This is a genomic window from Halobacteriovorax sp. CON-3, assembly GCF_043196995.1.
GTDB lineage: Bacteria > Bdellovibrionota > Bacteriovoracia > Bacteriovoracales > Bacteriovoracaceae > Halobacteriovorax_A.
In genome coordinates this window covers 832,246-844,833 of the sequence record NZ_JBEBNA010000001.1, presented here as the reverse complement: position 1 = coordinate 844,833, position 12,588 = coordinate 832,246, and the positions used below count along the sequence as shown (strand labels likewise).

General features: G+C 38.0%; 8 protein-coding genes. 1 reads left to right on the top strand and 7 read right to left on the bottom strand.

What is annotated here, in order from left to right; translation table 11 throughout:
- The first annotated feature begins 2 nt into the window (after positions 1–2).
- A complete protein-coding gene (locus tag ABMA72_RS03835) occupies positions 3–1,631 on the top strand; it encodes a PhoU domain-containing protein (protein WP_393056136.1) in 1,629 nt (542 codons plus the stop codon).
- Here the strand turns inward: ABMA72_RS03835 and ABMA72_RS03830 are convergent.
- The 7 genes from ABMA72_RS03830 to ABMA72_RS03800 all read right to left on the bottom strand — a co-directional run bounded on the left by ABMA72_RS03830 (position 1,628) and on the right by ABMA72_RS03800 (position 12,484).
- Complete coding sequence (locus ABMA72_RS03830; protein ID WP_392856250.1) at positions 1,628–2,209, bottom strand: hypothetical protein; 582 nt, start codon at positions 2,207–2,209, stop codon at positions 1,628–1,630. The two genes, ABMA72_RS03835 and ABMA72_RS03830, sit on opposite strands and share 4 nt — an antisense overlap.
- Positions 2,210–2,276: 67 nt before the next feature.
- Positions 2,277–3,041, bottom strand: coding sequence for a hypothetical protein (locus tag ABMA72_RS03825; protein WP_392856248.1), 765 nt, complete (start codon positions 3,039–3,041; stop codon positions 2,277–2,279).
- Positions 3,042–3,131: 90 nt separating this feature from the next.
- Positions 3,132–4,415: a S8 family serine peptidase gene (locus tag ABMA72_RS03820; RefSeq protein WP_393056134.1), complete on the bottom strand. Its 1,284-nt coding sequence runs from the start codon at positions 4,413–4,415 to the stop codon at positions 3,132–3,134.
- A 67-nt stretch (positions 4,416–4,482) separates the two neighbouring features.
- A complete protein-coding gene (locus ABMA72_RS03815) occupies positions 4,483–5,418 on the bottom strand; it encodes an endonuclease/exonuclease/phosphatase family protein (RefSeq protein ID WP_393056132.1) in 936 nt (311 codons plus the stop codon).
- The gene (locus ABMA72_RS03810) at positions 5,419–6,180 is read right to left on the bottom strand and encodes a hypothetical protein (RefSeq protein ID WP_392856242.1); all 762 of its coding nucleotides are present in this window, start codon (positions 6,178–6,180) and stop codon (positions 5,419–5,421) included. It lies immediately after the preceding gene.
- Positions 6,181–6,267: 87 nt separating this feature from the next.
- A complete protein-coding gene (locus ABMA72_RS03805; RefSeq protein ID WP_393056130.1) occupies positions 6,268–7,332 on the bottom strand; it encodes a hypothetical protein in 1,065 nt (354 codons plus the stop codon).
- Positions 7,333–7,474: 142 nt separating this feature from the next.
- Positions 7,475–12,484, bottom strand: a complete 5,010-nt coding sequence (locus ABMA72_RS03800) for a hypothetical protein (RefSeq protein WP_393056128.1) — start codon at positions 12,482–12,484, stop codon at positions 7,475–7,477.
- Positions 12,485–12,588 lie beyond the last annotated feature (104 nt).

Below are 12,588 nucleotides of genomic sequence, written 5' to 3'. Positions count from 1 at the left end.
TCATGGAATACTTGCAAACGATTTTATTTTTCATTTCGGGACTCGCTATTTTCTATTACGGACAACGAATTATCTCTGCTGGTATTCAGAGTTTGGGTTCTGGTGCAATTAAGCATATTGCCTCAGATATTGATGGTAAGAATTTTGTCGTCAACTTCTGGAATGGGGCAAGACTTAGTCTTTTGGCCTTCTCTCCGACGATGGCCAATATCGTGACGGTGGGCCTCGTTAATGCAAATCTAATAAGAAAGAATCGTGTGATACCAATGTTATTTGGTTCAGTTATTGGTGCAGTTGCTATCTTTCTTATATTAATGCTTTCAAGGCAAGAGCTGGCGCTTAATCTAATGGCATTTGCTCTTATTATTGGATTGATATTTTCTCAGCGTTTTGTAAGAAAGCTTACTAAGTTACTCTTTGGACTGGCATTTCTATTTTTAGGGATCTCAGTCATGCATGAAAGCTTTGTGTCTCTTTTAACCTGGAACTTCGTTCAAGATCTTGTGGTGAGACTTGTCGATTACTCTTTATTTACAAATCTCTTAATTGGTTTTGTTATCGGAAGTGTGATCTCTTTCATTTTAAGAAGTCAAACTATGACATTAGCAATTGCTGTTGTCATGATATTTACAAGAGTCTTTCCAGCGAGTGTTTGCTTCTCAATTATTTGTGCCTCAACACTAAGTTCGTTCTTTATTAATTTTAATACTGCACGAAAGGTTGCCAGGCCTCTTGCGATACGACTTTCTCTTCACCCGCTTGTTCACTACTTAGTTGCTACATTTGCTAGTTTCCTACTTATTGTCATTATTGACCACAATGTTGAAACAACTGTGGGGAATCTTGGCCTCATTATAGTGGGACAATTCTTTGTGATCTCATTAGCAATCTTAAATTACTTCTTCTTTAAGAATATTGTGTCTGAACTGATTAAAGGAATGTATCCAGATGCGAAGTTTAAGGATCGCCCAAAACTAAAGTTCTTGGGGGAGAGAAGACATATCTCATCAACAATGGCCTATGTTTTAGTCGAGTTAGAGATTGGGAAATTACTGGATATTGTTTCAAGAATGTTTGAAAAATGTCACGAGTATATTGAGAGCCCTACTAAAGGTGCTCGAGCTCTAGCAAAAATTAAAGATTACGAAAAAATTATTGATAATATCCAATTAGAAATTAATGATTTTATCTCAAAAGTAATTGCTAATGGTGCTGAAGAAGTTGAGAGTCGCAATGCCATCAAGCTTATGCAAATTGCCTCGGATCTTGAACAATTAGCAGATAGCCTCGATAAGCTTACAACAATGCTCACTAAGTATTATGAGAATTGGAAGTTGTCTGCTGATGAAACAGACCGTCTACTAAGTTACTTTTCTGAAGTACAGTCCCTTTACCAAAGAAGCATTGCTGTCTATAAGGGGCAAGTTGCAACTGAAGAAGAGATCAATGAAGTCGTTGTTAGCACTCGTGAACTTAAGAGACATCTTATGACTGAAAGAGAGGACTTTGCGAAAGTTCACCATAAAGAGGATGGACGTAAACATATCTATTATTCAGATATGATGACATCGATTTCAGTAGTACGTGCAAATGTTAGAGAGGTCTACTTACTCCTAACAGGTGTTATTTAATTCCACTTATTAGTTAATTCATTCTTACACACAATAATTGGTAACTCTTTCACAATTGTGTTTTGATTCTTATTTATTTCGTAGGGAAAGAATTTTTTTGTCGAGGCAATCTTTCGATCAATCATACTTTCCTTGTGTCGTCGCGAGGCCTTAACTTTACGGTAACGAATGCACTTCTTTCCTCGCATTCGAACACATTGCTTTATAAGAGCAACCTGATCAATTTGATTTTCGTAATATTGAATTTCTTTTTCGAGCTCATGTTTTGTATTTGTAATGGGGATAAACTCTTCTCCCTTTGTCGTTCTAATACGATACTTTCCAAATGGCCGATTTGGCCTAAGTGTTAGGAGGTCTTCTTTCGCCCGCAAGTTTATGTCTAACTTATACTCATAACAATTATAATTCTCGTCTATGACCTCACTCTGGACATCAATGGAGACAATTTCAATATCGAAGAAGTTAGGAATTTCATAGAAACTTCTCGTTATCTCGGATAGGCGCGATTCTTTAGGGCGCTCTTGAGTACAAGATAAGGCCACTAGGAAGAGTAAGGGAATGATTAGTAGAGCTTTCATAGGAATATGATAGGTTCTACTTAATCTTAATTTAAAGGTCGGTAAGGCTTAATTTAGTTAAAGATTCCTAAAACCAAAGAGCTTGCATACGTCTAAATGAAATATCTGTATATTCGATCTCTTCAGTACTTGAGGCAAGTCCTCGTCCAACATTAACTTTTTTCTTTGTTGAGAGGTTGTCGATTAGAAGCTTATTGAAAACTAAACTCGTCTTAACTAAAGAGTTCGCACCTTCACTTGTACCAGCTGCAACTTTATCACTCTTTGCAAGAGTGATGTAGTTCTCAAAAACGTAGTAGTTATCAGAGAAGCCATTGTCACATAATTTCGTTAGTTCATAGTGAGTTCGATCCATATGCTCCTGCATCGCAAGTGGGAGAGTACTCTTAGTCGCACGCTCTCCATCATATGGTAGATGCCAAACGATATTTTCAATGCTGTCATCAATCTCTTCTTTTAGCTGATAATCCCAAATACGTGGTTTATCATTGTATGAGATGAATTCTTGGTGAAAGTATGCACAGGTCTTAACTTCTTTTTTGAAGCTTGGATAGAGCTGTGAAAATGTTAGGTATTGTTCATAGAGCGAAAGAAAGTAAACTTTCTTATTATCAAGTTTTGAAATATCTTTAGTAGGCTCTTCTCCAACACTTGCTGGGCCACGACTTTTCTTTTTAAAGGTCCTAATTTTATAAGAAGGGATCGGGTTAATTTCACTATCAGAGCGGTCTTCAAAACCTGCAATTTTGTTTTCAATTGTTTCAGTATGATGTGTGCCAGTAGCACAGCTCATTAATGAAGATAGTAAGATTAAAGTTGCTAATTTGTTCATATGATCCACCTCTTATCTATTCTTATCGTCAAAATAGATAAGAGGTTTAGGCAAAATATGCTCATTTTAGATGAATATTTAGCTTAGATATTATTTAAAATAATAACGAGCAAGCCCTAAAGCTCTTTCGTGGTCAAGGGTTCCACCACTTGTACAAAGGTTGCTTAAAGTAGTCAGCTTCTTGGCCGACTTCTCCAGTATGTCTTTAACCACAGATGCTTCAATGTCTTTCTTGTAGTATTGGGCCATGGCAAAGATCATTGCTGCAGTATTCGTCACTTGTGGTGCAGCTTGAGATGTACCATTAATTGGAATATAGCGATCTCCTGGAGTACATGAATTAATAGCAACTCCTGGTGCAAAGATCGTCACAGTCTTCTTTCCAAAATTAGAAAAGTAGGCCTTGTCTTTATTGTGTTCGTCAATTGCTGCTACTGAGATCACATTGTCTGCAATGATCGACGAAGGGTAGTGAAGAAGTGTATCGGTATCATCCTTTTTATTTCCAGCAGAGAAAACAAAGAGCATTTTTGGATACATTTTTACAACTGCCAGGCCTTTGTTCATCAATCCATTCATATAGTCATCACGCATTTGAGTAATGAGCTTTTCGTATTTTTTATTAACTTCTTTTTCACTCAGGTCGAATTCTTCTTGGAAGTGGCCATTGATCATATCATAGGCAGGCTCCCAGCTCTGTCCCCAAGAGGCATGGTAAATATGAGAAAACTTTGATGAGTACTTCACTGTCTCACTCATTTTAGCGATCATCCAGTCCTGATAATAAGTAAGATAGTTTTCAATATTTCTAATCTTAAGATATGACTTCTTATACTTGCTAGGAACAAAATCTTTCTTTGCAAATAGACCAACTGGATCATCTCCGAGATAGCGAATAGGTAGAAATTGAATATCATTAGAATTTATTTCGTAAGGCAGGGCCTTTGTATTCATGGCCAAACAAGCAACGTGTGAGCCGTGAGTATATGAAGAGAAGTCATCTCGGCTATCCATGAAATCATCGTCTTTACGAATTTCTTTGTACCACTCAAGTTCACTCTCAGTGGCCGTTTTAAGAGTCTTCTTTTTTCTAACTTCGTAGTATTCAAAAACTCTTGGATCAAAAGTACCAATTAGGCTTGAATCAAAAACCTCTCCCGAGTTTTGAATATAATTCCACCCATTAAGATCATCGACTTTGCCATTGTGATCGCTATCCTTGCCATTGCTATACTCAAGTTGATTTGTATAGAGTTGACCTTTAAGATCAACATGGTTGATATCAATTTGATTATCACTAATAGCAACAACAGATGTTGCAAAAGTTGGTAACGCAATAAGCCAGATTAGTATGTGTTGTGTAATTTGATGCATAGAAAATTTTTTAAATGATCTTTTTCATCCTTGCAATTGCATCGCGTAATTTTAAGATTCTTCAATCTTATTTCAATAGCTTATAAATTGCATAAACAGGGTAGTGGTCTGAAGGATTATTCCAAATATCAGAGCGTTTGCGCGGCGGGCCTAATACCTTACCCACAGAATTGCGATAGCGGTAAACGGCCGCATCTGTAATTTGAGATTTAAATCTTTCATCGATAAAGAGGTAATCAAGTTGTAGTGGGTGTGCTGCCTGGCCGACAAATTGATAAAAGGTCGTTCGATATTCAAGTGGGAGTTGGAAGATTCCCAAAACATCCTTGAGATTTGTTTCACTATAAAGTGAAGAAAATTCTTCGTCCGTATTCTCGCTTGAAGCATTGCCATTGAAGTCACCACATAGAATGACTGGGGTTTCATTGTAGAGAGTACACTCTTGTTTATAGACGTGAACTAATAATTCAAGCTCGGCCTTTCTTCGTCTCGCTGAGCGAAAGTCATGACCGGTGTCATCATCACGTTGTGACTTTAAGTGAACATTCAATAGACTCATTATATGTTGTGTCTTTTCTTGATCTTTAAAGATTCGCAGGTGAGAGAAGTCTCTTGAAAGAAAGTAATTAGTCTCATCTTCATCGTGTAAGCTAAATTCGATTTCCTTTTCTGTATGAGATAGATGCTCAAAATAAAAAGGAAGCCCTTTCCTTACAAGAAAAGCATTCTCGATTCCACGGTCGCTATTGCCTTGGTTGTGATAGACTTCATATTCGTTAGATAAGTAATTATCATTGAAGTAATGGAGGCTTTCAATATAGCCAATTTCTGTTAGTGCATAGATATCAGCGTTAACTTCATTAAAAACAGTACGAAGCTGATTAAGGTTTAATGGTGACTTGAAGTAGTTGAGGTTTGGTGGATGATCAAAAGCATCCTTGATAAAGAGATTCTCTAGGTTATAAACACAAAGCTCAATTTCTTCTATTTGTTTCTGTTGCAATTAACAGCTCCATCCAAAAATATAGCGAAAGTACTTCTTCGCTCTTACATCATAGATAAGCTTACAATATGCACTCTGGTAGAGCTTTTGACTATTGATTTCCTTAAACTTAGTTAAGAGCTCTTCACTGCAAACGGCACCTTGTATTTCATGATTCACAAAAGCTTGTGTGTAGAGAGAGACTTTCTCATTTTCAACTTTAAACTTAAAATCGACCCCGCGATACTCTTGTTGAAAGAAGATTGCGTCCCCATTTGTATAAAAGGGAAGAGTGTGACGAGGTATAATAATAGGCTTCTCTTGTCCTTCTTTAAGCATAATATTAGGCAGAATATCTTGAGAACTTTTTAATTCTTTTGTGCTTTTAAGAAATCTGATCCCTTCGTAGATTGGTTGTCTATCGTTTATGATCTTTCCAAATTTATCTTTTTGGGGACGATGAAAATTACACTTGGATTGGTAGGTGATCGTATCATTGTCTTTTGGGAGAGTTGTCCAGAAAGTGAAAGGAAGGCCATGCTTAGCTGCAAAATCCTTTTTCATTTTAAGACTGCCTTTTAAGAAAGTCTTCTTAAACTTCTCTGATATACTACCCATTTTTGTTGTACACTCTGAATTTTCAGGACACCCTTGTATAAGGTGTTCAACCATATGAGGTTTAAACTCAACCTCTTCAATCACATTTGGTGGAACTTGAGGACTTAGCGCAATCGAAAAATGAGCGATATTAGTAATGAGAAGTGCTTTTAAGTATTTATTCATATCTAAATTGTATATGGAATTTGAATATTTCTCAAAATAAAAAAGCCCGCTTAATGCGGGCCTTTAAAGGGGGGAGGGGTATTTTTATTATTGTGATCTTGAGTTAACTTTTCCTCCAAGGATAAAGTCAATTTGATCATCAACTGTGTACTTTTCTGTTGTTTCACCTCTGCGGATATCATTGATCGTTGGCTGATTTGGATTAACACGATCACTATTTCCTTTCTGGGCCATGAAGTTTTGCTTTTCTTGAGCTTCAAATTTTACGATAACTTTTTGCTCATCTTCATCGCTATCAATCTTTGCAGAGTTTACTCTTGTTTCAATCGTAGTCTTTGTTTCAATATCATCTAAAGTATCTTTTTCATTTACTGGGTTGTTAATACATTCTAGTTTCGAGAACTCAAGCGCTCTAATATCACTTGCAAATGTTGAAATTTTTCCGTTGGCCTGTAGAACTCTAAGGTCTGCATTAAATTCCATACGCTCTTTTCTTGATGTTTCAAAGTCTTCTGTAACAGTTCCTGACTCTACATTGTCACCAAGATCAAAGATTCCTCTTTTTGTGATTTTAAAGGCCGCTGAAGAACCAGCACCATCAAATCTTGATTCTAGTTGATCACTAACTTCTTGAGGTGTGTGAACTTGTCCCATATGCTCTTTTTCAGCAATTGAAACGAGTGCACTCTTTGCTTTTGCTTTCTTGTCTCCTAAGATATTTTGGCAAATTGCATTTGCATCAGAAATCTTTTGCAGATAGATTTCTTTGTTACCGTCAAACACCTTATACTTTAGTGATGCACGGTAAGCGATAATAGGTGAGTTATCATAGTAGTCTCTTAGGTCTTCTGTTGTCAGTTCAATTGACTCACGATCTTTGATGAAGTCAGCATGCTTCTGCTCATCCTTTGCAATATTCGTTTGCTTCTTTTGAAACTTCTCTTCTGCGATCTTATACTTTTCTAGATCACATCTTTCTTTATATTTATTGTACCTTTCTTGGAAATCTTTATCGAAGTCGCTAATCTTCTCAAAACCTTTTCTTTCAAATTTTCTCTCCACAATCGTACAAATATTTGCATAAGTCGAAAGTGGAATTAATCCAGTGAAGATGGCAACTTTAATCAGTGTCGATAGATTTTGCTTTTTCATAGTTTCCCCATTTGGTTTTCATTTTTAAAATTAGATACTATGTATAAAGCAATAGGTGTGCCAAAAAACGGAAAGGCCAAGTTGTTGAATTTTAGTTAGGTGTGAAGATTGTGCTGTCTAAGAAATGAACAGTGTCTGAATCTTATTCACAGTAGAAGTGGTGATTCCAACGGAAACCTTTAATGAAGCTTGAGTAATTCGCATCATCTGCTGTTAAGTCATCCATTGAATCGACAATTGAGTTATAGCCTTGTAGCTGTGTATCTTCTGTAAAATAACCAGCAGCAGGCTGTGGATAGTAATTATCAAAGGCGCTACCTGTTCTCACTTTCCCAAGCTGACAGAAACGGTTACCGATTTGATTTAGTTTTGATTTTACTTGATCAGCATTGGCACCCTCAACAAGTGGAAACCCTGTTCTTAAGTCATAATGCTTTTCTGGGTCAAGTGACATATCCGCACTCTCTGTTACGATACCCTCTGATGAGATAAATAGGTTTAGATATGTGTTGATATTTGTCCCACTAGGGAGACGACACTCATATGTATTATCTTCGTTTAAGACACCAAAACCTGAACAACACATTGAACCTGGATCTGTGACATTTGTTCCAAGCTTTGAACAACACTTAAAATCGTTTGCCGCAAAGATTTGTGGTAGGGCAATCGTTGATCCATCAGTCTTGTAATAGACTTGGTTATCAATATCATCAGCAGTTCCAATATTAGGATCAGTTGCAGGAATTCGATCAGGATCTGTAAAGAATGGATCACTTACTTCATTATAGATACCTTCAACAAGGCGTCCTTCATTTGAAGTATGTGCTAATGGGTTTGCCTTTTCATCATTACAACGAATGGCCTCATACGTTACTTGAGGTACACCAAGAAGTTCATATCTTTCAAAGATACTCTCGTAGTACTTTTGACCACCAGGAATAGTTCCAAAGGCACTAGCAGGGAAGTCATATCTAAAAGAAACCCAACCAATCTGCATCGGTGTCGGCGCAGAAAGTAAGTCATTATTAATTCTAAAGAACATATATCTTAGATTATTCTCAGTTACTGTACAGTAGGCAGGTTGACCAATTGATGCAAGAGCAAGTTCTGCACCTGCAACCGATGGGCAGATAACTTCTGTCATGGCTGCTTCATCGTGAGTTGATAGATCTGAAAAGTCTGTCGCATCAGGATCTGTAATATAGTTCAGGATAACATCATTTATTGTTGCACTATTAACGTAGTCAGGAATATAGATGGCAAGAGTTTGTTGCTCAAGATCATCAGCTCCAAGTGCCGGGGCAATAGGGTTATTGAAACCAGCTGGCTTCACAACGACTGGTGAGTAAGGTGCATTGAATGTATCATTAAAACCTGTGTTCTGATAAAGTCCAAATGCGATTTTCGTATTAAATAGCGTTCCTGACTCATCAGCAGGGTAGAAGCTAATACGCCCATCAATAGGTGAAGATGTATTGATATTTTCAGGTGTTGCACTAGAGCTTGGATCAATATTTGCTTGAATACTTCCAATAGGATCACCTGGTCTAAGCCATACAAACGGCTGTCCAACTTCACCATTATAAGTACGGTATCCACCAATTGAGCTCATGAAAGAGTACTCCATTAGCCAATTATTACGATAGAGTGGTTGAAGCTCTTCACGCCAAGACTTCATCGAGTAGTTAAGACATGCTAACTTTGTCGGTGAAAGGTTTAAGCGTCCACCAGCAGTCCAGTTATTTGTTCCATCTTCAAATTTTCTAATGAAACCACCACCACAACAATTTGATTGTCCTGTTTCGTTGATGATTAGGGCCTGACCAGTATCTGGTAGAGCTCCTGGTTCAATCTTCATTTCAATTGAACTAGTGTTATAAGTCTCTGAAGCAATATAGCGTGAATAGCGTCCTGTTGCATCTGGAGAGTCATTAGATGTTGTTCTTGTGTTTAAGGCCTCATTTTGTGAGTCATAACCAGGGAATGACGTATTTGTCTCAACCTGTGTGTACATTGTGAAGTCTTTTGAGATTTCACGACAACAACGGTTTTGTCCCATGTCGTAGTTATAATAACTACCAGCAAGAATTGTATTAAGTAGAGGCTCTTGTTGGCTTTGACCACATACTAGCTCTTCTTCCCAAAATTTCTGTTCTGCTATTGTGTCACCAAAGCTAGAAGGAGAGAGCCCTCTGGCAACATCTGCATGAAGGCGGTTAGGTCCGCAGTCTAAATTTGTATGGCAAACAGCTCCTGCTCTTCTAATACAGGCATTTGCTGCAAGTGTTTCTGTTTGTAGTTGAAGGATATCTTGGACAAGTCCTGCTTCAATTGATTTGAAAGAAGAGGACTCGTCAGTGTCAACTGAAGCAGCTGAACACATATTTTGTAAAACAGAAGGTACATTGATTGAAGCATCTTCAACTGTTACATAATTTCCATCAGTATCAAATACTGGACATGAACGTGTACGATTTACTCCTGTTGCATCTTCATTACAAGAAGCGATTTGAGAGATATAGTCGGTACGATTCTTATTATCCTCAGACTCGTGACGGCTTTCAAAGCCATTTGTTGTATCAGTTGATCGTCCTGGAACACAAAGTCCAACATCACCTGGGCCAAATGTTCCAGATGCTGCGTAAATCGATAGGTTAGCAGCAATGGCCTGTTGAATATTTGTCGGTAACTCTTCCCCGCGGTTACTATAAGTAATTGGTCGACCTAAAATGCTGGCCGCTTGTCCATAGAGAATTGCTGTTGGCTCATTAGGTGAGCGAATAAGTTCTTTTGAAAAGCTTGCTGAATCGAGCGCCGCACAGTAAAAATTTGGCGCACAAGTTAGAAGCTTTGTATGAGTTGATTTCTTTACATTCGTTGTTGGACTTAGTTTACAAAGAGAACCAGCTCCACGGTAAACACATCTCTTATTTTGCCCACTACTAATATTTGTATTTAGGATAGAAGAGAGTGAAACACCTTCTCTCGAATAGTTATTTCTTTCAAAGGCATCAATATCAAATTTAGGCCAATTTGTTTTAACATCCGTTACTTGGGCACAGGCATATTCCCAGCCAAGCTTGGCAACACAGTCACTATCAACATTACAGGCATGCATATACTGGCAACTAGCACCATAGCCTTGTCCTGCCGCTGATGGGTCTTTTGAAAAGTCCCAGTCGTAATCTGCTGCTGTTTGTCCACCAAGGTCTTCGATCACTGATACTGTATAATTTGTATTCTGAGCAAGGTCTGCAAATGGAGCATTGATTGCTAGAAAAAGCTTTTGAGTTGTTGAGCGAACACGTCTTCCTGCTCCAACAGAGAACCACGAAACTCCATCAAATGAGCCAATAAGTGCTCCTTGATTAAAACCATACCAATCTCTTTGATAACCATTAACAAACATGGCCGCTTGAGTTTCAAGACGATTTCTTCTTTGAACACCGGCATCTGCATAACTAATATGTGAACTAGGTAGCATCGTTGGAGGAACCCAACATGCACGTCCAAAAATAGTATCTTCATAGTTTCCGTATGTTGTATTACTTCCAATTTGTGCACGGTCAGTTGTATAGCCACGCCAAGTTAGACCGTAACCCTTACTTGTCTCAGGCTGTGAGCTAAATACTTTTTGCCAAGCATCTTGCTGACAGTATGGACAAGGAGTCGCGTAGCCACTTGTAACTGAAACGATATAAACCTTATCAACTTCGACATCTAAGGCCTTGGCCGGTTGTGCTTGTTGAAGATCAAGTGTCATCTGACCAATAACTGCATTCATATTATATGAAGTTTCTAAAGGCCCTGCCTTATTGGCATCATCTAGGTAGTAGAATGTATCTCCCTCTTGATTTGTTCCTTCTGGAATCTCAGTTAGGTCATCATAAGGAGTTCCCGCAAGAGAGAAGAAGCGGTGAGGGGCACTCTTTCCTGAAACTAGAACTGATAAATTTTGAAAAGGCTTATCTTCATTTTCTAGAACTGGAATATCACATTGAATATTTAAAATATTTCCGTTGGCATTCTTTTCTGCCTTTAGTCCGTAATCAATACATCGAGAGTCAAGCTGTAGTTCACCACCGATATAAGTTGGCTCAAATGAACATCCACACTTCTGCCATACTTTTACACGAACGCTATCGAGATCTGGATCACAACTATCGAGTTGTCCAAGTAGGCACTTATAGTCTTCAATATCTTTTAATAGCTGTTGGTTAGCATCGTCGATTGGGTCACCATCAGAACCGTCATCATCATTTTCATCTGGGTCGATATTAATCGGACATACATAGAATAGTTCAGGATAATTTTTGAAGCTATTAGCATCTTCTAGAATCTCAGCTAGAGCAGTTTTGTACTGGGAGCTATTTTGATCAGTTTCTGGGCGAACTTCACCATCAATAACACATTGGCCATTCAGACAACAATTATAACCTTGTTGCTGACATGAAGTATTCGTACAACTACCACCTGGTGTTGTAGAAGATCCATTAACATTCGTTGTGATCGATAGGCCCGAAAGATTCACAGATGTACTTGAAACTGGTGCTTGTTTTAAGATACCAGAAACTGACTCATGAAGTGTCAGAGTTATCGTTGTAAAACTTGTTGAACATTCTGGACAGATCGTCGCAAGGCTATAGGCCGCTTCATTTGCATCAACTAAAACAGATGAGCCTGTCGAAGTATAGCTTACGATATTGTTTCCACCACAAAAAGCAGCGTTGTCAGCAGCATTGGCAATATTAACTCTTAAACTTGTCTCTTGCGACTTGCTCGACTTAATAGGAGTGGCCACAAGTCTTACTTGAGGCTTCTTATCGACTCCCGTTGAGCTTGCTGTATTAATTGATCCAATTAGACAGAAAACTGAGTTCTTCTTATCTTGTGAAACAATGTAGTTATTAACAATTCCACCAACAAGATAGATACTTCCCGTATCTTCAGAGTTAAGGGTTAGGGCACCATCAACATATTGGCCTTTGGCATACCATGAAGGGTCTGTAGGATTTTCGACAATATAATCTGAAGACTCTTGTTCCGAGTCGTTTGAATCTAGATTAGAGCGGCGGTTATTGGCCGCTTCCATACAAGATGTAAGGAGCATCAGTGTGCTTATGAATGTGAGTAAACTTATTTTAAATTTCATTGGTTTACATTTTCCTACCCATTCACTTTTCGTGAAATTCGAAGCCTTTCTTTATATTAACCTGTTGATATTAAAGAAAAGGTAAGAAATACCTAGTTCGCTCT

Excerpts from the sequence above, each read along its gene's own strand:
- ABMA72_RS03835 (WP_393056136.1), top strand. The coding sequence starts at position 3 with ATGGAATACTTGCAAACGATTTTATTTTTCATTTCGGGACTCGCTATT.
- ABMA72_RS03830 (WP_392856250.1), bottom strand. The coding sequence starts at position 2,209 with ATGAAAGCTCTACTAATCATTCCCTTACTCTTCCTAGTGGCCTTATCT.
- ABMA72_RS03825 (WP_392856248.1), bottom strand. The coding sequence starts at position 3,041 with ATGAACAAATTAGCAACTTTAATCTTACTATCTTCATTAATGAGCTGT.
- ABMA72_RS03820 (WP_393056134.1), bottom strand. The coding sequence starts at position 4,415 with ATGCATCAAATTACACAACACATACTAATCTGGCTTATTGCGTTACCA.
- ABMA72_RS03810 (WP_392856242.1), bottom strand. The coding sequence starts at position 6,180 with ATGAATAAATACTTAAAAGCACTTCTCATTACTAATATCGCTCATTTT.
- ABMA72_RS03805 (WP_393056130.1), bottom strand. The coding sequence starts at position 7,332 with ATGAAAAAGCAAAATCTATCGACACTGATTAAAGTTGCCATCTTCACT.
- ABMA72_RS03800 (WP_393056128.1), bottom strand. The coding sequence starts at position 12,484 with ATGAAATTTAAAATAAGTTTACTCACATTCATAAGCACACTGATGCTC.